Origin of the sequence: Paenibacillus allorhizosphaerae (assembly GCF_042659105.1) — a bacterium.
GTDB lineage: Bacteria > Bacillota > Bacilli > Paenibacillales > NBRC-103111 > Paenibacillus_G > Paenibacillus_G allorhizosphaerae.
Genome location: NZ_JBHSRV010000001.1, coordinates 467,036 through 493,896, shown reverse-complemented (window position 1 = coordinate 493,896; position 26,861 = coordinate 467,036). Strand labels below are relative to the sequence as shown.

Sequence of the window (26,861 nt, the reverse complement as noted above, 5' to 3'; positions counted from 1 at the left end):
GGTGCTTATCGTGAAAGACAAGATCGGTTTTTTCGCGCTTTCTTCTCTGAAAAATCGGCTTTTTCTCGCATTTTTGCTGCTTATTCTTCTGCCTTATTCCTTCCTTCAACTCCACAGCATCAACACCATCGAACGTTCGTTCGAGCGTCAAATTATCGGTCAGAACACGGAACAACTGGAACAGCTCAAAATTACGTTTGAAGATCTGCGAAGCACGGTTTTCCGCATTGCGATCCGCCTGGAGAAAGATCCGGCCGTTACCGGTGCGCTGAACATGAACTTACCCGTCGACCAAGAGGAAATTCGCAAGCAGTTGACGGGCTTATGGAATGAAATCAACAGCAAAATTCTTCCGTCTCCGTATGTCTTCTACACCTTGATGGATCGAAATGGAAACCAGTATTCGTCTTATTCCCCCAAGGATCCTATGACGTATGATACCGTGATGAACAAAGAAAAGAATGTAGCGCTGCGGAGCGAACAAACCGCTTACCTGTGGGTTCCCGATGAAGCGAGCGACCTGCGGATGGAGGATAGCAAGAGCCCTCGCCTCCTAACGTTGTATTTATTCATTCATGACGAGTTTGGAGGCCGGTCCGGCCTGCTGCGCATCGGCATTGATTTTCAGGCATGGCTGTCTTCCATGGCGCGGAGCTTCCCGATTACTCAAGATTTTTTTCTGGTGGACGGCAGCGGCATTATTCTCGGCGGAACGGGGGAACAGGCGGACCCGATGTTGACCGGGTTTGCCCGGTCGGATGCCGAACAATTGGAAAGTACGCACCGGTTGGAAGGCAAATACTTGTATAACCGGATGCCTGTGCCTGCCATGAAGTGGACGTTGGTCAGCCGGTTTCCGATCCAGCAGTTTTTCGGCGATGTCGGGCAGCTGAAACGGCAGACGCTCACGACTTTCCTACTTTTCACGCTCTTGTTCGTCGTCATTACGTTCTTCATCCTGTCGACGATTATCCGGCCGCTTCGCTTGCTTCAAAAAAAGATGGCGGAAGTCGCGGACAAACAGCTGGTAACGTATCTCCACACGGGGAATTACAAGGGTGAGGTGCTGCTGCTGGCGAAAGCGTTCAATCAGATGATCAGCGACTTGCAGGCGCTCATGCAGCGGCTCAAAGCGGAAGAAAGACAGAAGGAAGCGGTCCGGTTTCAAGTGCTCTTATCGCAGATGAACCCGCATTTTCTGCTCAACACGTTGAATGTGGTGAAATGGAACGTTCTCGGCAAAGGCGACGAAGAAACGGCCGCCATATGCGTTTCACTCGGCAAGCTGCTGGAAACGAGCTTGAACGATGAGGCGGATCTCGTTCATTTCCGGGTTGAGCGGGAGCTGACGGAAGCCTATGTTTCCATTCAATCGTTTCGGTACGACCAAAGCTTTGAAATTCGTTGGGAATGCGACGAAGGGCTTGCCTATGCCTTAGTCCCCAAACTCAGCTTGCAGCCGCTCGTCGAGAACGCGATTTTTCATGGATTGTCCAGCAAGGGGAAGGAAGGAATCATCTGGATTCGCGCAACGGTCAAGCAGAACCGCTGCTATCTGGAAGTGGAAGATAACGGAGCCGGCTGGGATCCGGCGAATTCTGTAAATGCCGCGCGCAAACGCAAAGGGATCGGTCTCAAAAATATGAAAGAGCGGCTCGAACTGCTGTTCAAGCAGCAGGCTACGCTCGAGATTCACCCGCTGCCGCAAGGAACCCGGGTCCGGCTCGGCTTTCCGCTGCTGATCGCAAAACCGTATCAAGAAGGAGGGATCGATCATGTGGAACGTGCTGCTCGTTGAAGACGAAGCTTTTGTGCGGCGCTCGCTCAAGCAGCTTGTCCCGTGGGAGGCGATGGGATTCACGATCGTCGGAGAAGCAGGGGACGGTCAAGAGGCGCTGGCGATGATGCATGCCTGTTCGCCGGATCTCGTCATCACCGATATTGTGATGCCGGTCATGGACGGTATCGAGCTCATGAAGCGAGCAAAAGAAGAAGGGCTCGAATCCGCGTTCGTCATGCTGACCTGCATGAACGAATTCGAGTATGCCCGGCAGGCGCTGGAACTCGGGGCGTCCGCTTACTTGCTGAAGCTGTCGATGAACGTGCAAGCGATCGAAGACACATTGTCCAAAGTGAGGCGGGAATTGGTGCGCGACTTACTGATGAGATCGCAGTCGCTCCAGCAGCCGTTCCAACAATTGTACCGTGACATTTGGCAGTCGATCGGCGAGGGGGAAATCGCAGATCACCGGCTGCAGATCGATGAAGAAGGCGGATTGGACGACCGCTTTCAGTCGGTTGGAATCGTTTCATTCCTGCACGGACCGGATCGCTTCACTTTGGAAAAGTTTATTGAGTTCGGCATGGTGTCGCCCGGCTGCCGTTCCGTGGTGCACGCGTACTCCCATTTCGGCCAAACGACGGTATTCGTTTGGAATCCCGTATCGTTCCTAGTGCATGCAAATCATAATAAGATTCCTTGGCCGGCGGTGTACGCGCCGCTCGTGAAGCGCAGCGAGCTGGCTGCGGCGTGGGGCCATGTGCTGCGTACGTTGGATCGTAACTGGTACGAGGGAACGACGAGTTTAATCCAGGCCGCCGATACAACCGATAAGGTCACGTCGGCATCCGCTTCGCTCCGCTGGGACACCGAGCGCGAATGGATTCAAAGCTTCGAGCAGCATAAGCCGGATGATTTCCGAAGCCGCCTGCAGGTAGGATGGAAGGACATGGCCGATCGCCGCTTCCCGATGGCTGTGGTGAAGGAAACGGCGCTTCGCATTGACCGGATTTTAGCACTCATCTCCGGAGGCAGCGGCACGCCGGAGGAAGACTACACCTCGTGTGTCCGTCATGAAGAGCTGGGACTGCGTCTGCTCTCCAGTGCAGAACGGTATGCGAACAAGTACGGTGAAGATAACGAATCGCTTACCGGGCATCCGGAAATCGACAAGGCGCTGGCCCATATACGCCGGCACTACCACGAGGATATGACGCTGAAGTCGATCGCAGCACTGGTCGCCATGGATGAAGCATATTTCAGCGCACTGTTCAAAAGAAAAACGGGCGTGACTTTGATGCATCATATACAGCAGGTCCGGATTGGCATGGCCAAAAAACTTCTGGAACAAACGAAACTGCCGGTTGCCGAAATCGGAGACAGGGTAGGCTTTCCGAACGCCAACTATTTCATTAAAATTTTCAGGCGGTGGACCGGGACGACTCCGAGCGAGTACCGCTCACGCGGCAACTAACAAAATTTGTTCCATTACTCCCTTAAAAATGTTCCTTATCCCTCTATCTTCCAAATGATATGGTAAATACAGAATACAAATTCGGGAAGAAAGCCGGTTTCAATATTTGCTACCGGCACCATGCGGGCAACCCGCTTGCAAGCGCAAACAGGACATAAGCCATGAAAGGATGTGAGGATGTTGCACCCTGACGCATGGAATTCGAAACCGGCTGCGGTATCGCCGACCGCCGGTGCAAGGTTAAGAAAAAGGCTGAAGGCGGTATGGGCGTACAAGGAATTTTATATCATGCTGCTGCCCGGCGTGATCTATTATTTGATTTATAAATATTTCCCCATGTATGGGGTCGTCATTGCGTTTAAAGACTATGACATGATGGAAGGCATCTTAGGCAGCCCGTGGGCCGACCCGTGGTACAAATATTTTCAACAATTTTACGAATCGCCTTATTTTTCCCAGATTATTACCAATACGCTGCTCATTAGCGTTTATAAACTGATATTCGGCATGGTGCCGCAGATTGTGTTGGCCATCTTGCTGAATGAGTGCCGGGTTCGCTGGTTTAAGTCGCTTGTGCAGACGCTAAGCTACATGCCGCACTTCTTGTCCTGGGTTATCATTTACGGCATATTGCTCATGTTTTTTTCCCAAGATTCCGGCATCGTCAACCGCTGGCTCGTGGACGCGGGCGGCAAGGCCGTTCCGTTCCTGACCTCGACCGACTGGTTCCGAAGCGTGCTGGTCGGCTCGGAAATATGGCAGAACCTCGGGTGGGGCGCCATCATTTATTTGGCCGCCATTGCCGGAATTGACCCGACGCTATATGAGGCCGGGCGGGTGGACGGCGCTAGCCGACTGCGTATGGTATGGCACATTACGCTGCCCGGTATCCGGCATGTCATCGTCCTGCTGCTCATTTTGCGGCTCGGCCATATGCTCGACGCGGGCTTCGAGCAAATTTACATTTTGTACAACATTCACGTTTATCCGGTAGCGGACATTTTGGACACCTGGGTGTTCAGGACGGGGCTGGAGCAATGGAATTACAGTCTGGCATCGGCCGTCGGTTTATTTAAATCGGCAATCGGTCTCATCCTGGTCTATATTTCAAATTCCTTGTCCAAACGTTGGGGGGAAAACATATGGTAAGCCGTGCGGAAGATAAGCTGTTCCAGGTCGTCAGCTATTTCATATTGGCCGTGGTCGGACTTGCCGCGGTCATCCCGCTCCTATATGTATTTTCCGTCTCGCTCACTCCCTTCGCAGAGGTGCTCCGGCACGGCGGGTACGTGCTGTTTCCGAAGGAAATCACCTTCAATGCGTACGAGAAGCTGATCGGCACCTCGACGATCCCGCGGTCGCTCGGAGTCACCGTATACATCACCGTCGTCGGCACAACGATCAACCTGCTCCTGACGACGCTTGTCGCTTATCCGCTCAGCCGCAAATATTTGCCGGGACGCAGCTTGTTCCTGATTATGGTCGTGTTCACGCTGCTGTTCAGCGGAGGCATTATTCCCACGTATTTGGTGGTGAAGGCGACGGGGTTGATCGACAGTTTATGGGCGCTTATTTTGCCGACGGCTGTGTCCAGCTTCAACGTACTGATCATGAAAAGCTTTTTTGAACAGCTGCCGGAAGAACTGTTCGAATCGGCTCGGATGGACGGTGCCAAAGAGTTCCGCATCTTGCTTCAGCTTACGGTGCCGCTGTCGCTTCCCGTGATGGTCACGGTAGGGCTGTTTTACGCGGTAGGGCATTGGAATTCTTTTTTCAACGCGATTATGTACGTGACCGACCGGTCGCTCTTTCCGCTGCAGGTCGTCGTCCGCGAGATCTTGATGCTTTCGCAGCAGCCGCTCGAAAATGCCGAAGATCAGGTTCCGACCGTCACGATGCAGATGGCCGCCGTCATCTTCGCCAGCTTGCCGGTTCTTGCGGTGTATCCGTTTCTGCAAAAGCATTTCACCAAAGGCATGCTGCTCGGTTCGATCAAAGGTTGAACGTCCGGCATACAGCCGGCATCAATAACAGATCCGATAAGAAGGAAGGGGAAGCGCATGAACAGGAGAGTATGGGGGACGTTCGGTTTATCGACCGCTTTGCTCGCAGTGAACGTACTGGCAGGATGCACGACGGGGGGTAATGCCGGATCCGATCCATCGGCAAAAGGAACAGGCAACCAGCCTTCTTCCGGCCCGATCAAATTGCAGATGGCGATGTCCGCTACGGGGCTGCCTGCACCGGATGCCGACGACATCAAGAAAACAATCGATCAAAAGCTCAATGTCGATCTGCAACTGACGGCGATTGCTTCGGGCGACGACTACAAGAACCAGATTCGCGTCCGGCTGTCGGGCGGTAATTTCCCGGACATCTTTTCGGTTGAGTTCTCGGATGTCAAAGAGTTTTCCGATAAAGGCTTGCTGCTGGACTTGATGCCTTATATGGACAAAGAACTGAAACCGGCGAAAGACTTCATCGTCGGACTAACGCCGAATATTTTGAAGAAAGTGACGGTGAACAATAAAATATATGCCGTTCCCCGGACGGCGGACGTACCTTTCTCATCGATGTGGGTACGGAAAGACTGGATTGAGAAGCTGAACCTGAAAACGCCCACGAATCTCGAGGAGTTTTTGGCGGTAGCCAAAGCGTTCACCGAGCAAGACCCGGACGGCAACGGCAAGAAGGATACGTACGGAATGACCGGAGCCAAATTCGACGGCTTCGCTACGATATTCGGAGCGTATGGCGTAGGCAGCCCCGGCTCGTTCTACGAGAAAGGCGGCAAAGTCATGAACTCGTACTATGACCCCGCCATGCCGGAAGCGCTCAAATATATCAAATCGCTGTTCGATGCGGGTGTGGTCGATCCCGAGATTATGACGAACAAGGGCAACGTTGAGGTGCAAAAGGCGTTCCAAGGGAAGGCCGGCTTTATCTTCAAAGGCTGGACGGACATTGCCAAAGACGAATTCGTTGAGCAGTACAAGGCGATTAACCCGAAAGCGGATTGGGTCCAGATGACGCCTTTGAAAGGGCCAGGAGGCCAATTCGACGGTTCCTACGATTATGACCGTCCGTCGCGCTATTGGGTCATTCCGAAAGCGCTGGAAAAAGACAAGGCGAAGCTGCAAAAGGTGTTCGATCTCATAAACTATGTTTCCGGGCAAGAGGGCAACCGTCTTGTGATGTACGGCCTTCCGGGCAAGCATTACAACCTGAAGGACGGCAAGATCGAACCCACTCCGCTTATGGCCAAAGAAGGCAATTATTTTAACGTCTACCAAATTACGGGGCGTCCGAACAAAGACTACTTGGCGATCAAATTCCCGAACCAGGCGGCAGCTACCGATTTTGCCATCAAAACGCCGCGTATCCATGCTTTCGACAGCTCCGTCATCCCGCCGACCGGCTTCAATAAAGCGGATGCGGATCGGTTTGCGGAGGAAGAAATGATCAAGTTCGTTACGGGAAAACGGCCGATCGCCGAATACGGAGATTTCCTGAAGACGTTCGACACTACGTTCAAGTACAAGACGTATGTGGACGCTGGGGAGAAACAGATCAAGGAGCAAGGCTTCGTAAAGTAAGCGCAAGTGCAAGCCGAATCAGGTTACGTATTATAAATGTTTTTACCGCAGGGGCTTGATACAAAAAGTAATGGTGCATCCTGCAGCATAATTAAAAATGTTCACCCCATATGTCCTGCTGGTGCATCCAAACGTGTTTGGGCCCCTGTTCACTTTCGTAATAGAGGAGGAGTTAGAGATGAACAAACAGTCATATGACGTCATTGTAGCCGGAGGCGGGCCCAGCGGAATCGCTGCGGCCGTGGCGGCAGCCCGGATGGGGGCAAGGACGCTTCTGGTCGAGCGCTACGGATTTCTCGGCGGCGCCGGCACGGCAATGATGGTCAACCCGTGGATGTCGTACTGGGCCTCGGGCGGCGCAAACGTTCAGCTTATATTTGGCGTGCTTCAGGAGCTCATTGACCGGATGACGTCGATGGGGATGTACGGGCATCCGAAGCAGAAGACCGCGTTCGATCCTGAAGCCTTGAAGGTTGCCGCAGAGCAGCTGTGCCAGGAAGCCGGCGTCAACCTGCTGTACCATTCCTTCCTCGGCGAAGCGAAGATGGACGAAAGCGGTATGCGGATCGAGGCGGTCCGATTCGCCAATAAGGCCGGCCTTGTCGACTTCAAGGCGAACATGTACGTCGATACGACCGGAGATGCGGATTTGGCTGCGCTGGCCGGAGCGATCGTGGAAAAAGGCAGAGCCGTGGACAGCTTGAGTCAGCCGATGACGCTCAATTTCCGGATGGCTAATGTCGATATGGACCGGCTGCAGACCAGGCAGGAAATTACGGCGCTGTATAAAGAAGCGAAAAGAAGGGGCGAAATCGACTGTCCGCGCGAAGATGTGCTGTGGTTCTACGCGAACCAGCCCGGCGTCATTCACTTCAATACGACAAGGGTCATTCGCAAGGACGCGACCAATCCGTGGGATTTGACGGAGGCGGAGATCGAGGGCCGGCGTCAAGTGCAGCAGCTTGTCCGCTTCTTGAAGGCGGAGGTACCGGGATTTGAAGATGCTTATCTGCAAACGACCGCCCCGCAGATCGGCGTACGGGAATCCCGCAGAGTCGTTGGCGAATACATGCTCACAGCGGATGAGCTGCTGGCCTCGTGCCGATTCGACGATGTGATCGCCCGGGGTGCCTACCCGGTCGATATTCATAACCCCGACGGCGAAGGTACGATTCTAAAGCATCTGCCGCCGGGGGAATGGTACGATATCCCGTTCCGCACGCTCGTGCCGAAAAAAGTTCAAAACCTGCTGATCGGCGGGCGCCCGATTTCCACTACGCATGAAGCGCACTCAGCCATTCGCGTTCAACCGATCGCCATGGCTATCGGCCAAGCGGCAGGTACGGCAGCGGCGCTGTGCGCGAAAGACGGGGTACTGCCGCGCGAGCTCGATGTCAGTAAAGTCCAGAAGGCGCTGACCGAGCAAGGGGCAGTGCTGGGCGCATCGAAGGAAACTCCGAGCGCAGCGGGGGAATAGCCGATGAAAGAGATGAGAGCGGATGTCATCGTCATCGGCGGCAGCTTGGGCGGCTGCGCCGCTGCGCAGGCGGCGGCGGAAGCCGGGCGCACTGTCATCTTAACGGAGGAAACCGACTGGATCGGCGGCCAGCTGACGAGCCAGGCCGTGCCGCCGGATGAGCACCGCTGGATCGAGCAGCACGGCGGCAATCGATCGTACCGCCGGTTCCGGGAAGGCGTTCGCCTCTACTACAAGCGGCACTTTCCGCTGACGGATACGGCGGCGGCGAACCCGCTGCTCAATCCCGGCACCGCGCTGGTCAGCCGCTTAAGCCATGAACCGCGCGCCGCGCTCGCGGTGCTGGAGACGATGCTGGCGCCGTATGTGCACAGCGGCAGGCTGACCATCCTGCGCGGCGCGCGGCCCGTTGCAGCGGAAACGGACGGCGACATCGTGCGCTCCGTCACGCTGGAGCGAGCGGGCGACGGCTTGCGCATCGTCCTCGCAGGCCCCTATGTGCTCGACGCCACCGATTGCGGCGATTTGCTGCCGCTGGCGCAGGCGGAATACGTTACGGGCGCCGAATCCGCCGCCGATACGGGAGAGCCCCATGCGGTGGACGGTCCGGCGATGCCCCATGACATGCAGGCGATTACGTACTGCTTTGCTATGGATTATTTGGAAGGGGAGGACCATACGATCCCCCGCCCGGCTCAGTATGCATTCTGGAAGTCGTACCGCGCCGATTTTTGGCCGGGGCATCAGCTCGGCTGGACTTACCCGAATCCGCGCACGCTGAGACCGGTAGACTTGTCGCTATTTCCCCAAGAGGGAAAGCTGTCGCTCTGGCACTACCGGCGCATTCTCGACCGGTCGCATTTTCAGCCCGGCTTGTTCGCAAGCGACATAACGCTCGTCAACTGCCCGCAGAACGATTACTGGCTCGGCCCGGTCATCGACGTTCCCGAGGAAGAACGGCGCAAGCATCTCGAAGGCGCCAAGCAGCTCAGCTTGTCGCTGTTATACTGGCTGCAGACCGAGGCACCCCGGCCGGACGGCGGAGCTGGATACCCAGGGCTCCGGCTGCGCCCGGATGTCGTCGGTACCGAGGACGGCTTGGCCAAGGCGCCGTATATCCGCGAATCGCGCCGAATCCGGGCGGAGTTTACGGTGCTGGAGCAGCATCTTAGCCCGGCAGCCCGAGCGGATGGGAAAGCGCAGCCGTTCGAGGACACCGTCGGCGTCGGCTATTACGCGATCGATTTGCATCCGAGCACGGGGAACCGGACGTATATCGATATCGAGTCGCTGCCGTTCCAAATCCCGCTCGGCGCGCTGATCCCCGTACGTATGGACAATTTGCTGCCGGCTTGCAAAAACATCGGCACGACGCATATCACTAACGGCTGCTATCGGCTTCATCCGGTGGAATGGAACATCGGCGAAGCAGCTGGGGCGCTTGCGGCCTTTTGCCTGGAGCACGGCGTAAGCCCGAGAGAAGTTCGGAACCGCAAGGACCGTTTGCAAGCGTTCCAACAAACGATGGCGGCTCGCGGCGCTGAGCTGTACTGGCCTTGATTCATACGACATGGCGTATATTGCACCCCTTAGCAATAGTTGGGATCCCCCCGACTAAAATCTAAGGGGTGTTTTGTGCATTCGTGCCATCAACTGCATCCATTGGCTCGAGGACTCCGGCCGGAGTTTTATTCCCGAGCATGATCGTTATAAAATTGAGCAATTTCCTCTCTTCTTCCTAGACAAAAGCCTATGTTATGATACCGAAAGGAAGCAAGTTTCTTTTATTAGAGCTTATGTTTTCCTGTGGAGACTACAGAACATTACCGAAAGTGGAGGTTTGGATGTGCACAACAGGCTGCGGCAGTCCGATGAATTGAAACGAAACATGGGCAAAGCGACGTTCAACGAAGCCGAGAAGGCGGCTCATTACGTGCTGAAAAAGCTTGACGACAACTTGAATCAATTTAGCCGCACATTTCCCGGGATTCATAGCGACAGACTAAGGTATCCGCACGGGGAGAACCATATGTGGGCGCACGGATTTTGGACGGGAATGTCATGGCTTGCTTACGATTTGACCGGAGACGATAAATACCGCCATGCGGCCGAAGCTCAATTGGAATCGTACGGCAATCGGTTTCAAATCAAAGTGAACGGGACCGGCGTGAATGACGGCCATGAAATGGGTATGGTTTACGTTCCTTCATGTGTATCCGCTTACAAACTGACCGGCAATCGGGATGCCCGTCAATGGGCTTTACAGGCCGCAGAGCTTCTAAGGAACAGAACGACGAAGAACGGGATGATCTATCAGTATAAAGTCGCCAGACGGTATCGAACCGTCATCGATACGGTTATGAACCTTCCATTGCTGCATTGGGCATATGCGGAAACCGGGGATGAACCGTATTTGAACGTATGCCTTAGTCACATTCAAAACGTTCTTCGGTTGAACCTTCGCGAAAACGGCATGATTTATCATGCGGTAGATGTGCATCAGGATACCGGTGAACCGGTCAACCGGATTGTCGGTTTCTCGCCAAGCTCTTGCTGGTCGCGCGGTATGGCATGGGGCATTTACGGCTTGGCGCTGCATTATAGCTACACATCGTGCAGGGAAAGCTTGCAAGCGGCAATCGCCATGACCGAGTACTACATCAGTCGGCTGCCGTCCGATCAAGTCTGCTGCTGGGATCTGTATTATACGGGCGAGCAGGATCAAAGGGACTCGTCCGCATCGGCAATAGCGGTTTGCGGAATGTTGGAGCTATTAAAACATATGGACGATCATGCGGAGCAAAAGCTGCTCATCGAACAGGCTGCTATACAGACGCTGCAATCTTTAACCCGTGACTATTTATCCGTAAACGAAATGGGGTGTAGCGGAGTTCTTTTACATGGCGTTTATAACCTTCCGATTTGGGCCGGCGTAGATGAGTGCTGTTTGTGGGGGGATTACTTTTATTTCGAAGCGTTAGTGAGATGTCTAAAAGACTGGAACAGCTACTGGTAATACAGGCCTTTCGGGAAGGTGGTCAACATGAAAATAGGTAAAAATATCCAGTTTAATCATGCACCTAGCGAAACCGCCAAAAAATTTCTATTATATCCGCTTTCCGTCGGAAACATGATTTGCGGCCCGTCTCTGGCGGTGGAACGCAATGACCATAATCTTTACGGCTACCAATTGAGCCTGGTGCTGAACGGTACGGGTCGTCTTGAGGCGAATAACCGTGTATGGACGATCCAACCCGGCCACTTCATTTATTTGGATATGAACAAGGGCTACAAATTATGCTCGGCGTCGGATCATAGCTTGGAGCTTTTATGGATTCATTTTGACGGAATACCGGCCCCCCATTACTTTGAGCTAGTGGAAGCTAGTGAGATAGCGGTATTTGAGGTTTCTATAGATCGTTTGCAAAAAATTCGCCAATCTTTACAGGAGATGTTGAATTTGCTGAACTATCGGCCTCCGTCCATGGAAGTACGTTCTTCCTTATTGATTACGCAGACGCTCTCCGAAATTGTGCTGGACAAAATGGAAGGGGCGGGTACTTGGGGTATGGAACGCAGCGCCTCGGTCTGCGATGAAATTTTTGTTTCTCTCCGCTATATGGAAGAAAGATATAACCAACCGCTTCGTTTGGATGAGGTGGCGGAAATAGCGGGGATGAGCACATTTCATTTTGCAAGACTTTTTAAGAAAAGCACTGGTTTTACCGTTATGGAGTATTTGATAAAATTCAGGGTTACCCAAGCCAAGAAGCTGTTATCTACGACCCAACTGCCTATTAGCGAAATCGCGGAAAGCACAGGGTTTCAGGATCAGAGTTATTTTGCGAAACTATACAAACGATATGAGAAAATAACGCCGAAGAGATACCGTGACGCACATGCGGATACAACGACTCCGACATAAGGAATTCGGTTTCGGCCTAACCGAGCAATAAAGTTATAATGCCGATAAGACCCTTTATACGTTCTGGCGTCAAGGGTCGTTAGCTTCAAAATTCATGCAAATAGAAACGACCGTTCCAACGGATGTCACGAAGCGTAATGAAGCAGAATAATTACAAAAGTAAGCAAGAATCTCTCTACAGGATCGAAGCAATTCTTGATAAGCTAACGATGAGCGCAATACTTGAATCCGGACTCGTATTCAGCGATCGATTTTTACTTGAACCATATGATGGCAAGGGGGAAAAAGCATGGTAAAAAAGCCAATTTTGATAGCGCTTTCCGTATCGTGTTCGCTTATGTTCCTATCCGCATGCGGCGGGACGGCGCCAACGTCCTCAGGCACGGACTCCAAAGATAAATCCACAGGCAAGCCGGAGGAGGCAAAGCCGATCACGCTCCAAGCCTACGCTTATTCGGGAGCTTTGGTCAAGGAGGATTTCGATAAGTATATCGCCGCGCCTCTGAAGCAAAAGTATCCGCACATAACGCTGGAATACGTTGCAAGCGGCAAAGGGACTTCGCCGAACGAGCTGGCCACGGCGGGAACGATGCCGGACATTATTATGACCGGCATGAGGCAGCTTTTGGTATTCCAGGAGCTGGACGTTCCTGCCGACCTGACGGGCCTCATGAAAACGAACCGGCTGGACCGATCCTTATACCGCAAGGAAGCGATCGACGCCATTGCCGACTATGGCTCGAAAGGCGAATTGTATGCTTTGCCGTTGTACGTGAATTTTTACGCGATGCTGTACAACAAAGATATATTTGACCGTTTTTCCGTCGAATACCCGAAGGACCAGATGACCTGGGATGAAGTGAAGTCGCTGGCCGCCAAGGTGTCGAAGGTGCAGGACGGGATTACATACAAAGGATTGCAGCCGGCGGATATCATCGATGTGTTTGCCGGAGGCTTATCGCTGTCCTATATGGATGAGCAGAATAAAAAAGCGAAAGTAACGACGGACGGCTGGAAAAAAGTTTTCGAAATCGCGAAAGAAATCAACTCCATCCCCGGCAATGAGCCGAAAGATCCGAAAAACATATGGAAAGGCTCCGACGATTTCTTCAAAGACAAAAATATTGCCATGATGCCGTATTTCGGAACCCGCGTACAAAAAGCGGCGCAATTGAACGATGAACTTGGATTCAACTGGGACGTCGTCTCTTTCCCCAGCTTCAAAGATTCTCCAGGGAAGTCCTCGGAGGTGGATGCGCAAGTATTGGCTTTGTCCAAAACAAGCAAACATCCTGACGAAGCCTTTAAGGTGATACAATATTTAACCTCGTCCGAAGAGGTTCAAGGCAATTTGGCGAAGATGGGGCGGGCGCTGCCGGCTCTGAATAACGAGAATCTGATGAAATCGTTCGGCGCGGACTACCCACTATTAAAGACAAAAAATATAAACGGCATTTTTAAAACGACACCGAGACAGCCGCATAAAGCGAGCCAATATGACGACATCGTAAGAAAATGGCTGAAAAACTCGTTCCTTGACCATCTAAGCGGAAAATACGATGTAAATACGGCTTTAAAGACGGCGGAAGAAGGAGCAGCGAAAGAAATTGAAAGCATGAAGAAATGATTGACATTGCCCGTTATTCGCTATGAGAGCTTTGTCGACTCGAATCTTGAATGTGCTGTTGATCCTATCCTTCACGATGGCCCGCGTTAATTGATTTTCTCCAACTGGTGCCGTCAAAGCAGAAGGGGAGGATGAATACGCATGCTGCGGCACAAATGGGCTGCCATGCTGAACTGCAGGATGAATAGGATCCGAACGATCCGGATATTGCCAAATAATTGGCGGATATCCGAAAGGCGGGGACGAATTCCGGAAGAACCGGCTACTGGGACACGTTCAACAAAGAGGCGGCCGGACGTACATATGGAGCGATCTGGCCAGTACAACCATATCCGCCCACATTCAAAGCGCCATAAGCGTCATTTCCAAAGCCATAACCTGCATCAAGCAGGCTATGGCTTTTTTGAAATATAAGAAAATAATCATTTGCAGACTGAGGAGCGTGGCTTCAGATTGAGTTCCGGATCGAAGATTGAGCAGCCATATCTAGAATTAAGCAGAAAGTAGATAGGAGAAGCAATGGGTATGGGGTGGATGAGCGTAGCGGCTGAATCCCAAATCCACACCTCCCATGTGCTAACGGATGGATAAGCACGCGAAAGAACCATCCGGACGGGTTTTTCCTATTTTAAAAATTTCAATCGTTCGTTGAAGGCTTGGGGGTTAAAATGATGCTTCCCTATGTTCGCTGTGTCCAAAAATAACCGGGTTTCCTTCGATCCAATATTCGTTTACACTGATGTGATACAAAATCGGGCTTGCGCCCGTCTTATATATAGCTGCAGCTGAAAGGAGGCTAACCAATGGAAATTCCGGAATCCGATTATTTTCGAACTGTTTTCTATACGCATTATCCCGCCGTCCGGCGAAAATTGATTGCCTTGGTGCGAGACGAAGCGGCTGCGGAGGATTTGGCGCAAGAAGTATTCTTACGCTTGTACCGCAATCCTCCCGACGATCTTGCCGTCATCGGCGCATGGCTGCACCGGGTGCTAACCCGGATCGCCTACGATCACCTGGCCAAACAATCGCGACAGCGGGCGCTTCAGGCCAAGCAGGAACAGTTGATGGCCTCTGAAACGCATCCGCCGTCAAACGAAGATCTGCTGCTGCGCAAGCTGGATCAGGAAGAAATTCGGGAACTGCTCGAGGAGCTGCCCGAGCGCGATAGACAAGTGCTGCTCCTGCGTTATTCAGGATACAGCTACGCCGAAATCGCCGAGCAGCTCCAGGTTCGTCCGCCGCTTGTCGGTACGCTGCTTCACCGGGCAACGACCCGTTTGAAACGGTTTGCGAAAGCACAACCTGAGCAATATTTGAATTAAAGGAGGAAAAAGCGATGTCTTCCGATATGAATGATAATCGAGATAAACAACGGACGGACGCAGCGTGGACAAGATTGCAATCCAGGCTGGCGACGGAACCTGTGCAGCCGAAGTGGACCAATGAGCTTGCCGTTCCGCAATCCGCAGAGGCGCAAACCGGTGAGGAACTTCGAATACAGCCTGTTGCAGCGAAACCGGCCGGTCCTTTGGAAGCCGTTCCTGCAGAGGCGTTATCCCGGAATACCGCGGATAAGAGCAGTATAGCTCCTTCGGAGCGGAAGCGGTTCGCCTGGTTCCGCAACCGCAGGAAGCAATGGATTGCAGCAACGGCTTGCTGCGTACTGGCCGCCCTTATCGCGTCCCCGTTCGAGAACGAGGCGCTCGCCGCCATTTTGAACAAATTCCGCATGCAGGAAGTGACGGTTGTTCAAGAAAACGATTTGCGCGATCTGTTCAACCAAATCTCGGCGGATGGGAAAACGCGGGAGCAAATCAACCAATTCGGCACGTTCACACAGACGGGCGGCAAATTGCAAGGACAATTTACGCCGGAGGAAGCGGCCAAAGCGCTCGGATTTAAGCTTGCGGTCCCCAAAGAGTTGAAGGACTCGAAGGAGACTTCGGTGTACGTATCTCCGTCCAACAAGCTGACGTTCGCGTTGCATGTGGATGAAGTGAACAAGGCGCTGAAGCGGCTCGGAGCGAAAAAGCTGCTCCCCGCATCGGTCAACGGAAAGCCGATCACTTTGGAGATTGGAGAAGGGGTTAACTACAACTTTTCGAATGGGGACAAGAAAAAGTACGCCTCCTTCTCGCAGCAGAACGTTCCGGTCGTCACGGTTGATCCGTCCATTCCGGTATCCGAGGCGCTCAGCGCGGTGCTCGATCTTCCGGTTTTGCCGGAGCATCTGAAGCAGGCGCTCAAGCAGAGCAATATGCTGAGCGGCGGCAGTGCGCCGTTTCCGGTGATCGCGAGCGGTCAGACGGAAACGATCCGTGTGAATGATGTAAATGTCACATTAGCTTTCGACGAGTCCAAGGATCGATCCTGGTCGCGATACAGTGCAACTTGGGTGAAGGACGGACAGCTGTTTAATTTCAACGGAGGCAACATGTATATGGACAAAGATGCCGTGCTGAAGAAGATCAAGGAGCTGATGGAGTCGTGAGCTCTCTCGCGATCGAAGCTTCGGAATTGACCAAAGATTACGGCAACGGCCGCGGCTGCCGCGGCGTAACCATTCAAGTGAAGGAAGGGGAAGCCTTTGGCTTCCTCGGCCCTAACGGGGCAGGCAAAAGCACGTTCGTCAAAATGCTCGTCGGCCTGATTCGGCCGACCGGCGGCTCCGCTGCCTTATTCGGTGAGCGGGTTGGTACGATCGAAGCGAAGCGGCTCATCGGGTATTTGCCGGAATTATACCGGTACCAGGAGTGGCTTACCGGCGAAGAGGTCGTCCGTCTGCATGCCAGGTTATGCGGGGTGAAGCCTCCGGAAGCGCAGCGGATCATCCCGCGATTGCTGGAGGAAGTCGGGATCGGCGCCCGCGGCCGCGACCGGGTGAAGCATTATTCCAAAGGAATGCAGCAGCGGCTCGGGCTGGCTTGCGCGCTGGTGAACGATCCGAAGATCGTATTTTTGGACGAGCCGTCGTCGGCGCTTGACCCGCTCGGACGCAGTGACGTCCGGCAAATTTTGCAGCGTCTCAAGGCGCAGGGCAAGACGCTGTTCCTCAATTCGCATTTATTGGAGGACGTAGAGATTTTATGCGATCGCGTGGCGCTGCTCAACAACGGGCATGTGCTGCATACCGGAACGGTCAGCGATGTGCTTCAGGAGAAGACGCGTTGGCATTTTCGTGTCGGCGGGTTTACGCCGCTTCTGCTCCAATGGCTCAGGGAGGCAAGCGCGCTTCCCGTATCGCAAGCGGATCTTCCCGTACCGGACGGCAGCGATACTGTATGGCTGGCCGCAGAGCTGGACAACGAGGAGCAGGCGGGATGGCTGAATACGCTCATGATTGAGCAGGGAATAACGCTATATGAAGTTTCGAAAGCGAGAACGAGGCTGGAGGAATGGTTCGTCAGCGCCGTATCCGGACTAAGCCACAGGGGGGAGCGGCCATGATCACGATTATCGGCATGACCTGGAAAGAGATGCTGCGCAAAAAAGTAATGCTGCTAACCCTACTGATGACCGTTGTCTTTTTGATCGCCTTCTGGTTTGTGGCATCGACGCTTGGCAATCGTTTCCTTGGAATCAGCACGCGCATAGATCCGGAAAGCGCTGAATTCCTGATTGAACGTTACGTTACAGGCGGGGTTATCCTGACGCTCGGCTTTTTTTTCGGTTCGTTCGTTGTCGCGTTTTTATCGATCTTCAGCTCCTTCTCCGTCATCGCGGGAGAGGCGGAGCAGGGAGTGCTTCAGGCGCTGCTGCCTCGCCCGATCCCGCGCTGGCAATGGTATGCGGGACGTTGGATCGGATTCGTAAGCCTAGGCATCGGCTACGCCTTGCTGCTGTTCTGTTCCATTCTCGCCGTCACGCGAATGCATGCGACGATTCCGTCCGATCTTGGTTCCTTGACGTTGTCGTTCCTGCTCTTTGCGTCCGTTGTCCCTATACTCATATCCATTTCGATGCTTGGATCGTGCTACTTCTCCGCGCTGGGCAACGGCGTATTCATGACGATGCTGTTCGGCGTCGGATGGCTTGGGGGAATGATCGAGAAGCTGGCCGGCAGCTTTCCGCTGGACCAAGTCGTCATCAAACCGCTCATGACGATTGCGGGCGTCATGTCGCTGCTCATGCCGGCGGACGCCATTCAGAGACGGATGCTTGCCGAGATGTTCAACTTGTCCGAGCTGCAAGGGATCGTGAACCTGAACCGCTCTCTGGGGCCGTTTGCGTTCAATCAAGTTCCTTCGAACGCCTTCTTGCTGTATGCAGCCGCGTATACGCTGCTCGCGCTTCTCGCAGGTTTTTGGCTGTTCAAGCGCAAAGATTTGTAACAAAAAAACATTTGAGGCAGCCGCAAGCTTCCGTCAAATGTTTTTTTGTTGCTATTTTTCGGGAACGGTCCTTATCATATTCAGCCATCCCAATTGCGCTATTGGTGAATTCTATCATTGTTGAAATTTACTATACATATATGAGACAATTGTAAGGGTGAACATATCGGACAATGAGAGTGCAGAACCCCGAAGGAGGATGGACAATTATATGAGAACGATTAAGCTTGGAAGCAGCGCATTAGAAGTTCCGGTTATTGCGGTCGGCTGCATGCGAATTAAATCGCTGGGCAAAAACGAGGCCGAGCGTTTCGTCCGGACGGCGTTGGAAGAAGGTGCGAATTTCTTCGATCATGCCGATATTTACGGCGGCGGTACCTGTGAAGAAATATTCGCGGAGGCCATCGGCATGAACGATGATATCCGCGAGAAGATCATCCTGCAATCGAAGTGCGGCATTCGGAAGGGCATGTTCGACTTCTCCAAAGAACATATATTGGAGTCGGTGGACGGCATCTTGAAGCGGCTGAAAACCGATTATCTGGACGTACTGCTCCTTCACCGTCCGGATGCGCTGGTAGAGCCGGAAGAGGTCGCCGAGGCTTTTGATCTTCTGGAGAGCTCGGGAAAAGTGCGCCATTTCGGCGTTTCCAATCAAAATCCGATGCAAATTCAGTTGTTGAAAAAGGCGGTGAAGCAGCCGCTTGTGGCCAACCAGCTGCAACTCAGCATCACCAACGCCACCATGATCTCCAGCGGCATGAATGTGAACATGGCGAACGACTCCGCCGTGAACCGGGACGGAAGCGTACTTGACTTCTGCAGGCTGAACGACATTACCATTCAGCCTTGGTCGCCTTTCCAATTCGGATTTTTTGAAGGCGTATTCCTTGGAAACGAGAAGTTCCCGGAACTGAACCGGAAGATCGATGAAATCGCGGCAAAATACGAAGTAAGCAATACGACCATCGCTATCGCATGGCTGTTGCGCCATCCTGCACACATGCAGCCGGTCACCGGTACGATGACTGTAGACCGGTTAAAAGATTGCTGCAAAGCAAGCGACGTTTATTTGACACGCCAAGAATGGTATGAAATTTATCGCGCGGCAGGCAACGTGCTTCCTTAACCGCTTGAGCTCCCCTTATGATGGGGAGTTTTTGTTTTCCCATTCGGCCTCGAGCTCAGGTAGAAGGAGGACGCTTTCCTGTTCATTCGGATCCGTACGGGCGATCAGGGCGGAGCAGGGCTCGGTCTGGCTTGGATTGTAAGGCAAATGAGGAGTCCCGGCCGGAATGTACAGAAAGTCTCCCTCTTCCAATTCCATATGCAGCTCGAGCTTCTCCCCATACCACATGGCGGATTTTCCCTTGAGCATATAAATCGCTGTCTCATGATCTTCATGAAGATGAGCTTTCGCCCGCTTGCCCGGAGGAATCGTTAATAGATGCATGCAAATGCCCTGAGAGCCGACGCTTTCTTTTGAAATGGCTTCGGCGTAGTCCAATCCTTGCTTGCCATGATAAGTCCCGGACGTACGAATAAGACGACAAGTACGTGTTTCGGCCATTTTCCGGTACACCTCCATAAGAATCGGAAATATATGAAAGATTTCGACACCAGTTGCGGATAAGGTCATGAAAGTTCGTCGGTATATGATTATGTTAAAGCGTGCAGGAAACATGTGCGACCATGGGGAATCATTTGTATAAAAGATATTTTACAAAAAATCACATCAAGCTCACGTTGCATTGATTATGACCGGAGGTATGTCAAGTTGCATAGTTCAATATACAGTCCCGAATTTTTTAAACAGATTCAGGAGAAGTGCGGCAAAGCGGAGTGGGCTCGGCAAGCGCTGCAGAAGCTGAGGAAGCAAGCCGAGGAACGCTGGGACCGTCCGTTCGATATTCCGCTGCTTGGCGGCGGCTGGAGCCATGACTATAATTGCCCGAACGAGGGAGACCGGCTCGTGCTTATCGATCGTCACCACCACCGTTGTCCGAGCTGCGGTCAAGTCTGGAGCGGAAGTCCATGGGATGAAGTGGCCGTCAGTCACGAGCACGGATATTACAGCTCGGGGACCAGGCTCATGGCGCTGTTGTTCGGCATAACGGGTGAGGAGCGTGCGGCGGAATGGGCGAAGCGGGTGCTGTTGTTTTATGCGGCGCATTACAATGAATTTGCCCTGCACGACCGATTTGGCGGTGCATCCAAAGTAGGCGGCAAAGTCATGTGCCAGACGCTGTCGGAGTCCAGCTGGCTGCTGCCGATGGCGCAGGCTTACTGCATTTTGAAGCTGCATGGGGTTTTGTCTGCGGAAGAGCGTCAGATGATTGAACAAGGCTTGCTGCTGCAAGTCGTGCCGCTGCTCGACGGCAATCCGATGGGTGTCTCCAACTGGCAGTCGTATCACAATGCCGCCAAAGCTTGGATTGCCGCGGCTACCGGACGACAGGACTTATTGGAACAGGCGGTCAACGATCCGGACAACGGCTTCTTGTTCCAGATGGAGAGCAGCTTATCGGACGACGGTTTCTGGTATGAAGGCGCTTGGGGGTATCATTTTTACACGTTAGGTGCTCAAGTCCAATTGGTTATGGCCGCACAGTTCATGGGTTTGCCTTTGTATGGAAACAACCGATTTCAATCGATGTTCCGCGCGCCGCTGCAATGTATGTTCCCGGACGGTACGCTGCCGCCGGTACATGACTCAGGCACTGTCAATGTGAATCAGTATGCTCCTTTGTATGAATTTTCAAGCGGCTTCTTTGACGTGGGACATGAGGTGATTGCCGCTTCTTCCCGCGATTCTGTCGAAGCGATATTGTTTGGAACGAGCGATACGACCGGCGGCAAGCAAGAGGAAAGCCGTTCAGCTGCGCTCGTCGAGTTGAAAAAAGCAGGCATGATGTTCATGAAGCAGCATTCGTCCTTGCAAACGGCAATGATCGATTATGGAATGCACGGAGGTTATCACGGGCATCGAGATAAGCTGAGCTTGCTTTATTATGCAGGCGGCCATCCATGGCTGAGCGATGCAGGGATGCTGCCGTATGGGAATGCGATGCATGAAGCCTTTTTTAAGCAAACGGTTGCCCATAACACGGTAACGCTCGGCGGACGCTCGCAATCGGAGGCGGAAGGCCGCGTTGTAAAGGCGGAGCAGGCGGATAACGGCTGGATCTATTTGGAGACCATGACGGAAGAGGCTTATTCCGGTGCAATCCTTCGCAGGTCCAATATATTGACTGACAAGCTGCTGGTGGATGTATTTGAAGTCAGCTCTGATCGCGAGCAGGATGTGGATTGGATCATGCATACGAAGGGATTGCCCCTCACGCAGCCAGATCGAGAAACGGCGATCGATACGGATTCGGGATTTCGGATCGGGACAAAGGATGGATATGAATTTCTCGAGCATTCCATGAGATGGAATCCAGAGAATGCCATGTCATGGTGTCGAACGTGGAAATGGGATAATGCCGGGTTCAGCGGGGATCGATTTGAAGTATACGGGCTGGTACAGCCGGAGGGTGAGACCGAAGAAATCATGCTGGCGGAATCCCCGGCGATGCCGTCAATCGGCAAGCACAGTACGCTGATCCGGAGACGCCGAGGCGTGAAAAGTACCCGGTTCATTACGATTCTTCGCGCTTGCCGCGAAGGGGAAGGCAGTCTGAAGGTGGAATTGGTCGGTGAAAAGACAAACTCGGGATCGATGATTCGGATTACGTTCCCGGATGGATCGATCCAGAACCTATAGGGTGAAAACATGGTAGCCGCTAAGCCCCATGGTCAAGTTTCCGGTTTGGTCCTATGAGCCAATGAACTTGATTATGCGGGTTTGGCGGCTCCATTCATTTCATGATTGTTGACCGTTCTGATGGATCAAGGAAAGCTTCAATGGATGCAAGAATGTATCATCATCGAATGACTTCGATCAGAAGTTTTTGTTAAACCTCTGCAGCAAACCAGTGTGCCGGTGCCGAGAGGGACGGCGGCAGCTTCGTGGCGGCATTTCCTTTCGCTGCATTGATCTGGGCTTGGGTAAGGAATATCGTGTCGGTCAGATCGGCTCCTCGCAGGTCCGCGTCGCGGAAGTCAGCCCCGATCAGATCAGCCGCCCGCAAATCCGCATCTCTCAAATCGGCGGCTATCAGGTAGGCTCCTCGCAAGTTAGCGCCCCTCAAGTCTGCGCCTTTCAGCTTGGCTCCGATCAGATCGGCGCCATGGCCGTACGTTTTTCGCCGGCCGGCCGGAACGTTCAGTGAGCGAGCGGCTTCAGCCCGTACAAGTTCGCTGACACGCAAGAGCAGTGCATTTACCTCCGCCCGGTGTGACGCCACATCCAGACTCATAATGGCGTCGGGATCAAGGAGAGTGAGGCGTTCCGTCTCGACGAGCGCAGAGCGGAGCGCATCCTGCAGCGAATGGGCCGGTTTAAGGGTGACTGCTTCGCTAAGGTACCAGAGCAGCTCATGGAGCTGCCGCATGACCGGGAATACGTCGAACATTACTTTCGCCGACTCCGGTGATTGCCGCCAATCACGTTTGCCGAAAGTCACTTGCGAAACTTGCTGCCCGGCGCCGAAACAGTCAAACACGGTACAGCCGCGAAACCCTTGCTGCCTGAGGCTGCTGTGTATGCCGCAGCGAAAGTCCGATTGCAAGTTGCGGCAGGGCTGCCCGGCGTCCTTGTCCACTGCGAAATCGGCCGAAGCGGCGAACGGCAGGGCTACGCAGCATAAACCGAAACAACGCTCGCAGTCGGCTTGCAGATCAAGACGGCTCTCGTAGGATCTTGCTTTATGATTCTCTGGCATCATATGTTCTCCTTAATCTTCTTCGTATATCAATAACGAATAGTCTAGCACTAGAGTGCGGCGAAGACATAACGATCTCGTTCGTGTACGCAATCAATTTTGCAATTCTTATATGGTAGTACGGATTGTGCTCTTCGTCAATCCTGGCTGAAAGCCGTATATGTGTAATTCTATTGTACCGGAGCGAGTCATGACAGTTCTGCCAAGATGGAAAAATATTACTTTATTTATTTAAAAAAGAGGATTTGCCCTCAAGGAAATCGAATATGTGAATTCAACTATAACGAAATTACCGGCATGAGTCGAGCGCTGCACAAGGATATGACAAGCGTTGTCGAGGAGAAATGACGATGAAGGTAATCAAGCTCGGGATGATAGGCTGCGGCCATGTAAGCGACCGGTATTTTGCGCAGGTCGCCAAACTCGACGGCGTCCGTTTCGCGGCCACTTGTGCGAAGCGGCTTGAGAATGCGGAACGCAAAGCGATGGCTTACGGCGTGCCTCGCTGGTATGACGATTACAATCAAATGATGGATAAGGAAGAGCTGGATGCCGTCGTCGTCACGACGCCGCACTCCCTACATACGGAGCCGGTGCTGGCCGCCCTTGAGCGAGGGCTTCACGTGTTAAACGAGAAGCCGATGGCTACTTCCTTCGAGGACTGCACCCGCATGGTTACGCTGGCGGAGGAAAAAAAGGCTATTTTCATGAGTTTGCCCTTCAATTTGTCTCCGACGTTCCTGGCCGCTTCCGAGTATGTCCACGAACGGTATATCGGTAAAATAACCGGTGCCGAAGCGCAGCTTTCTTTGCCCGGGCCGTGGAGGGATAACTGGTACTATAATAAATCGATCGCCCACGGCGGGGCGGTGCTCGATTGTCTGGTATATCCGGTCAGCCGCCTCGTTTCGCTGTTGGGACCGGCGATAGGGATCATGGCCGAAGTCAATACGCTCATTCCAAACCGGATCGTCGGGGAAGGGAAGAGAGTGAAAAGCGATGTTGACGACAATGCAACGCTGATCCTAGAATTTGCCGGAGGACAGCATGCCGTCATTCGTACTTTGTGGGGAACATCGTTCAAGCAGAATAATACGTTGATTTACGGGCGAAGCGGAACGATTGCGATGCACGACTGCGGATACCCGCTCGTTATTCATTCCCCTACGCAAGCACTGCCTGATGCCGAACAAGTGACTTGGCGCGGCCTGACCGATTGCTACGTCCCTCAAGGGAAGATCGCATCGTTTCCGAACGAGGACTTCATGAGCCACTTCGTCCGCTGCCTCCGCGCCGGAACACAGCCTGTGCAGACGGGAAGACAGCAGCTGCATGTCCATGAGATCATGTTCGGTGCTTACCACTCGGCGGAAACGGGTAATCGCTACACGCTAAAGACGACGTTTACACCTTGGGACAAGTTGGATCAAGGCATCTTTGATACCCGCAGTGACTTTATTTAATCGCGCGAGGCGCGGAATCGGAGCTTCGACACAGCAGAAATAAGCTTCGCGATCGTGTCTTAGACGCCGTAATTTCATAAATTTCATTAGGCTGCCGGGGTGTACCGGCTGCCAATTTGGCGTGACCAAAACAGTTTGCCGAAATAGGGGGCATGCATCCGCTGAAAAATAGCCAGTCTAAATAACATATGGTATGATGAAATAATAAAACTTTTATGAAGGTAAAGCCTAGCTTACTAATGGAGGGGTCACTCATCATTAACAACATCTTGAATACTGCCATGACCATGCTAAAAAGTACGAGCCGAACTTTTTATATTCCTATTAGTCGGTTGGAACCGGGACTGAAAGAAGCGGTGTCATCCGCCTATTTATGTATGCGCGCTATAGACGAAATCGAGGATCATAGTGAGCTTGCCCGGCAGACGAAAGCGGAATTGCTGGACGGCATCAGCCAGGCTCTCCAATCGCAACGCCTTCAGGATATTTCCAAGCTATTGTCACCTTATGAAACGACCTTGCCGCCGGTTACGTTACAGCTGGAAGACTGGCTGCTATTTTGCCCGGAGTCGATCGCACCGAACGTATATCGCTACATTGCGATGATGTCCGAACAAATGGCCGGATGGGTACGCAGCAATTGGACGATTCATACGGAAGAAGATCTGGACCGGTACACATACAGCGTGGCTGGGATGGTGGGCGAAATGCTGTCGGAGCTATGGGAATGGCATGACGGCACAAAGTCGGATTTAACTAAGGCGGTAGCGTTCGGCAGAGGTTTGCAAGCGGTTAATATCATTCGCAATCGGACGGAAGATTTGGAACGCGGAGTAGATTATTACCCGGACGGCTGGGGGCTGGAGGAAATGCTCCGGTACACGCGGCGCAATTTGCAGACGGCCGATGCTTACATTGCCGATCTGAAGAAAGGTCCGGCTCTGGAGTTTTGCAAAATACCGCTGGCATTGGCTCATGCGACGGTTAAAATCATTGCCGTCGGCGGAAGCAAATTAACGAGGGCGAATGTGCTCGATATCGTAAGCCGGGTAACGAAATAATTCAGAGAGCCGGGGGAAGTCTCGCTGCCGGCGGCTGCCGATACGTTCGGCAGCTTTTTTTGCATCAAGGGGGCTGGACAACGGCACTGATGAAGTTTGCCTATACCATGCTTCGACCAAGCAAAAAGCCGGTTTTCCATATTGCGGAAACCGGCTTTTATCATTAGAGGTTCGCTCCAATTGTTACTAACGAACCGACTTATTTTACATAATTGCGGCTGAGCAGCAGGTCAGCGATGACTTCCGTCGGAATGATGAACTCTTGGACGCCCATATAACCGGGTGCTACTTCATACTTATTAAAAGAAATAACAAGATGGCCGTCGGCGTTAATGAAAAAGTTTTGATCGGCGCGAATGTTCTTGAACGTTTCTACCGGGACTTTGCCATCATATGTTTTGACGGGATCGGCTTTCATTTGATCTTTCATCTTTTTCTTAATGTTGTCGCTGATCACTTCGATGTATCGATCATCCTTGAACAGCAGGGGCAGCGTCAGCAGGATCTGATTTTTCTTATCGATCGTATCATACTTGCGTTCCTCTGAGGATGAGCCGGCGCTCGTTACGACGTATCGGGCAATGGCGAATATATCGTCGGTATCGGTCTTTACAATATACCCCGCATCTACGCCGAAATGACCATTTACGGCAGACCCCATGTCCTTTTGAAATTGATCGTACAGCGCCTTGCCTTCCGCCAAATATTTCTCATTCAAGCCCAGCTCTAACGCCTTGTCATTCAGGTTGCTGATGCCCGGAACTTTAATATCGGCATGGTGATGATCGTCTTTCACGATATATTGTCTGATGGTGAGCACTTTAATGAACGGACCGACGCCGGGGATTGCGGAGAAAGCTTGCGCCGCGGAAGTGCTGACGTTAATGCCGATCAAAAATAGAAGGACAGCCGCGCCGGCTGCTGAGATCCATCTGGTTGACCGTATTCACGTTAACATGCAATACTTCAGCCACTTCTTCGATCTTCAAATCTTCGAAAAAGCGGAGCACCACCGCGCTTCTATATATTTCGGGCAATTCCGCAAGCGTTTTTTCGATATCGACGTCTGAATATACATCCTCGGAACTGTTCATAAACGCGTGAAGCTTCTCATCCTCCATAGGCTGGACTTTTTTTCGTTTTCTCGTAAAGTCGAGCGCTGTATGAACGACGATGCGGTAAAACCAGCTTTTCACTGCAGCCGGATCTTTGAGGGAAGCCTTCGTTTTCATCGCTCTGTAGATCGCATCCTGCACGATATCCAGCGCGTCGTCTTTATTTCTCACATAACTGTAACC

The 26,861-nt window shown here is 52.7% G+C and carries 22 protein-coding genes; 18 read left to right on the top strand and 4 right to left on the bottom strand.

Annotated features, from left to right (window positions below; all coding sequences use genetic code 11):
* Positions 1 to 10 precede the first annotated feature (10 nt).
* The 15 genes from ACFQI7_RS02040 (at position 11) to ACFQI7_RS01970 (ending at position 19,342) form a co-directional block, all read left to right on the top strand.
* Positions 11 to 1,798, top strand: coding sequence for a sensor histidine kinase (locus ACFQI7_RS02040; RefSeq protein WP_218096737.1), 1,788 nt, complete (start codon positions 11 to 13; stop codon positions 1,796 to 1,798).
* Positions 1,776 to 3,254: a helix-turn-helix domain-containing protein gene (locus tag ACFQI7_RS02035; RefSeq protein WP_218096736.1), complete on the top strand. Its 1,479-nt coding sequence runs from the start codon at positions 1,776 to 1,778 to the stop codon at positions 3,252 to 3,254. The genes ACFQI7_RS02040 and ACFQI7_RS02035 overlap by 23 nt, the downstream gene beginning before the upstream one ends.
* 288 nt (positions 3,255 to 3,542) lie before the next feature.
* The gene (locus ACFQI7_RS02030) at positions 3,543 to 4,403 is read left to right on the top strand and encodes an ABC transporter permease (RefSeq protein WP_230414613.1); all 861 of its coding nucleotides are present in this window, start codon (positions 3,543 to 3,545) and stop codon (positions 4,401 to 4,403) included.
* Positions 4,397 to 5,257 carry a carbohydrate ABC transporter permease gene (locus ACFQI7_RS02025; protein WP_218096734.1) on the top strand — a complete coding sequence of 287 codons (861 nt, stop codon included), beginning with the start codon at positions 4,397 to 4,399 and terminating at the stop codon, positions 5,255 to 5,257. Before ACFQI7_RS02030 ends, ACFQI7_RS02025 begins: the two co-directional genes overlap by 7 nt.
* Positions 5,258 to 5,314: 57 nt before the next feature.
* A complete protein-coding gene (locus tag ACFQI7_RS02020; RefSeq protein WP_218096733.1) occupies positions 5,315 to 6,850 on the top strand; it encodes a type 2 periplasmic-binding domain-containing protein in 1,536 nt (511 codons plus the stop codon).
* 178 nt (positions 6,851 to 7,028) lie between these two features.
* Positions 7,029 to 8,327, top strand: a complete 1,299-nt coding sequence (locus tag ACFQI7_RS02015) for an FAD-dependent oxidoreductase (protein ID WP_218096732.1) — start codon at positions 7,029 to 7,031, stop codon at positions 8,325 to 8,327.
* A gap of 3 nt (positions 8,328 to 8,330) precedes the next feature.
* A complete protein-coding gene (locus ACFQI7_RS02010; protein WP_218096731.1) occupies positions 8,331 to 9,887 on the top strand; it encodes an FAD-dependent oxidoreductase in 1,557 nt (518 codons plus the stop codon).
* A 286-nt stretch (positions 9,888 to 10,173) separates the two neighbouring features.
* On the top strand, positions 10,174 to 11,343 hold the full coding sequence (locus ACFQI7_RS02005; RefSeq protein WP_218096730.1) for a glycoside hydrolase family 88 protein: 1,170 nt from the start codon (positions 10,174 to 10,176) through the stop codon (positions 11,341 to 11,343).
* A gap of 27 nt (positions 11,344 to 11,370) precedes the next feature.
* On the top strand, positions 11,371 to 12,252 hold the full coding sequence (locus ACFQI7_RS02000; protein ID WP_218096729.1) for an AraC family transcriptional regulator: 882 nt from the start codon (positions 11,371 to 11,373) through the stop codon (positions 12,250 to 12,252).
* A 289-nt stretch (positions 12,253 to 12,541) separates the two neighbouring features.
* A complete protein-coding gene (locus tag ACFQI7_RS01995) occupies positions 12,542 to 13,879 on the top strand; it encodes an ABC transporter substrate-binding protein (protein ID WP_218096728.1) in 1,338 nt (445 codons plus the stop codon).
* Between the two features lie 803 nt (positions 13,880 to 14,682).
* Positions 14,683 to 15,204, top strand: a complete 522-nt coding sequence (locus ACFQI7_RS01990) for a sigma-70 family RNA polymerase sigma factor (protein ID WP_218096727.1) — start codon at positions 14,683 to 14,685, stop codon at positions 15,202 to 15,204.
* 14 nt (positions 15,205 to 15,218) lie between these two features.
* Positions 15,219 to 16,373 carry a hypothetical protein gene (locus tag ACFQI7_RS01985; protein ID WP_218096726.1) on the top strand — a complete coding sequence of 385 codons (1,155 nt, stop codon included), beginning with the start codon at positions 15,219 to 15,221 and terminating at the stop codon, positions 16,371 to 16,373.
* Entirely contained in the window at positions 16,370 to 17,329 is a 960-nt protein-coding gene (locus ACFQI7_RS01980) for an ABC transporter ATP-binding protein (protein ID WP_218096725.1), read from the top strand. The genes ACFQI7_RS01985 and ACFQI7_RS01980 overlap by 4 nt, the downstream gene beginning before the upstream one ends.
* Positions 17,326 to 18,213 carry an ABC transporter permease gene (locus tag ACFQI7_RS01975; RefSeq protein WP_218096724.1) on the top strand — a complete coding sequence of 296 codons (888 nt, stop codon included), beginning with the start codon at positions 17,326 to 17,328 and terminating at the stop codon, positions 18,211 to 18,213. The genes ACFQI7_RS01980 and ACFQI7_RS01975 overlap by 4 nt, the downstream gene beginning before the upstream one ends.
* A 211-nt stretch (positions 18,214 to 18,424) precedes the next feature.
* Positions 18,425 to 19,342 carry an aldo/keto reductase gene (locus ACFQI7_RS01970; protein ID WP_218096723.1) on the top strand — a complete coding sequence of 306 codons (918 nt, stop codon included), beginning with the start codon at positions 18,425 to 18,427 and terminating at the stop codon, positions 19,340 to 19,342.
* A 15-nt stretch (positions 19,343 to 19,357) separates the two neighbouring features.
* On the opposite strand, the gene ACFQI7_RS01965 is transcribed toward ACFQI7_RS01970, so the two are convergent.
* Positions 19,358 to 19,783 carry a cupin domain-containing protein gene (locus ACFQI7_RS01965; RefSeq protein ID WP_218096722.1) on the bottom strand — a complete coding sequence of 142 codons (426 nt, stop codon included), beginning with the start codon at positions 19,781 to 19,783 and terminating at the stop codon, positions 19,358 to 19,360.
* A gap of 207 nt (positions 19,784 to 19,990) precedes the next feature.
* On the opposite strand from ACFQI7_RS01965, the gene ACFQI7_RS01960 reads away from it, so the two are divergent.
* On the top strand, positions 19,991 to 21,979 hold the full coding sequence (locus ACFQI7_RS01960) for an alginate lyase family protein (protein ID WP_218096721.1): 1,989 nt from the start codon (positions 19,991 to 19,993) through the stop codon (positions 21,977 to 21,979).
* Positions 21,980 to 22,169: 190 nt separating this feature from the next.
* Here ACFQI7_RS01960 and ACFQI7_RS01955 read toward each other — a convergent pair whose 3' ends face one another.
* A complete protein-coding gene (locus ACFQI7_RS01955) occupies positions 22,170 to 23,042 on the bottom strand; it encodes a pentapeptide repeat-containing protein (RefSeq protein ID WP_218096720.1) in 873 nt (290 codons plus the stop codon).
* Positions 23,043 to 23,389: 347 nt separating this feature from the next.
* Here ACFQI7_RS01955 and ACFQI7_RS01950 point away from each other — a divergent pair, with 347 nt between their 5' ends.
* Positions 23,390 to 24,502 carry a Gfo/Idh/MocA family protein gene (locus ACFQI7_RS01950; RefSeq protein ID WP_218096719.1) on the top strand — a complete coding sequence of 371 codons (1,113 nt, stop codon included), beginning with the start codon at positions 23,390 to 23,392 and terminating at the stop codon, positions 24,500 to 24,502.
* A gap of 239 nt (positions 24,503 to 24,741) precedes the next feature.
* The gene (locus ACFQI7_RS01945) at positions 24,742 to 25,563 is read left to right on the top strand and encodes a squalene/phytoene synthase family protein (RefSeq protein WP_218096990.1); all 822 of its coding nucleotides are present in this window, start codon (positions 24,742 to 24,744) and stop codon (positions 25,561 to 25,563) included.
* A 199-nt stretch (positions 25,564 to 25,762) separates the two neighbouring features.
* Here ACFQI7_RS01945 and ACFQI7_RS01940 read toward each other — a convergent pair whose 3' ends face one another.
* Positions 25,763 to 26,458 (bottom strand): RsiV family protein, encoded by a 696-nt coding sequence (locus ACFQI7_RS01940; protein ID WP_218096718.1) that lies wholly within the window; start codon positions 26,456 to 26,458, stop codon positions 25,763 to 25,765.
* Positions 26,445 to 26,849 carry an RNA polymerase sigma factor gene (locus tag ACFQI7_RS01935; protein WP_230414587.1) on the bottom strand — a complete coding sequence of 135 codons (405 nt, stop codon included), beginning with the start codon at positions 26,847 to 26,849 and terminating at the stop codon, positions 26,445 to 26,447. The genes ACFQI7_RS01940 and ACFQI7_RS01935 overlap by 14 nt, the downstream gene beginning before the upstream one ends.
* Positions 26,850 to 26,861 lie beyond the last annotated feature (12 nt).

Coding starts and splice junctions, on each gene's coding strand:
- ACFQI7_RS01965 (WP_218096722.1), bottom strand. CDS start 19,783: ATGGCCGAAACACGTACTTGTCGTCTTATTCGTACGTCCGGGACTTAT.
- ACFQI7_RS01985 (WP_218096726.1), top strand. CDS start 15,219: ATGTCTTCCGATATGAATGATAATCGAGATAAACAACGGACGGACGCA.
- ACFQI7_RS02020 (WP_218096733.1), top strand. CDS start 5,315: ATGAACAGGAGAGTATGGGGGACGTTCGGTTTATCGACCGCTTTGCTC.
- ACFQI7_RS01975 (WP_218096724.1), top strand. CDS start 17,326: ATGATCACGATTATCGGCATGACCTGGAAAGAGATGCTGCGCAAAAAA.
- ACFQI7_RS01995 (WP_218096728.1), top strand. CDS start 12,542: ATGGTAAAAAAGCCAATTTTGATAGCGCTTTCCGTATCGTGTTCGCTT.
- ACFQI7_RS02025 (WP_218096734.1), top strand. CDS start 4,397: ATGGTAAGCCGTGCGGAAGATAAGCTGTTCCAGGTCGTCAGCTATTTC.
- ACFQI7_RS01955 (WP_218096720.1), bottom strand. CDS start 23,042: ATGATGCCAGAGAATCATAAAGCAAGATCCTACGAGAGCCGTCTTGAT.
- ACFQI7_RS02010 (WP_218096731.1), top strand. CDS start 8,331: ATGAAAGAGATGAGAGCGGATGTCATCGTCATCGGCGGCAGCTTGGGC.
- ACFQI7_RS02015 (WP_218096732.1), top strand. CDS start 7,029: ATGAACAAACAGTCATATGACGTCATTGTAGCCGGAGGCGGGCCCAGC.
- ACFQI7_RS02030 (WP_230414613.1), top strand. CDS start 3,543: ATGCTGCTGCCCGGCGTGATCTATTATTTGATTTATAAATATTTCCCC.
- ACFQI7_RS01945 (WP_218096990.1), top strand. CDS start 24,742: ATGGAGGGGTCACTCATCATTAACAACATCTTGAATACTGCCATGACC.
- ACFQI7_RS01950 (WP_218096719.1), top strand. CDS start 23,390: ATGAAGGTAATCAAGCTCGGGATGATAGGCTGCGGCCATGTAAGCGAC.
- ACFQI7_RS02000 (WP_218096729.1), top strand. CDS start 11,371: ATGAAAATAGGTAAAAATATCCAGTTTAATCATGCACCTAGCGAAACC.
- ACFQI7_RS02035 (WP_218096736.1), top strand. CDS start 1,776: ATGTGGAACGTGCTGCTCGTTGAAGACGAAGCTTTTGTGCGGCGCTCG.
- ACFQI7_RS01970 (WP_218096723.1), top strand. CDS start 18,425: ATGAGAACGATTAAGCTTGGAAGCAGCGCATTAGAAGTTCCGGTTATT.
- ACFQI7_RS01990 (WP_218096727.1), top strand. CDS start 14,683: ATGGAAATTCCGGAATCCGATTATTTTCGAACTGTTTTCTATACGCAT.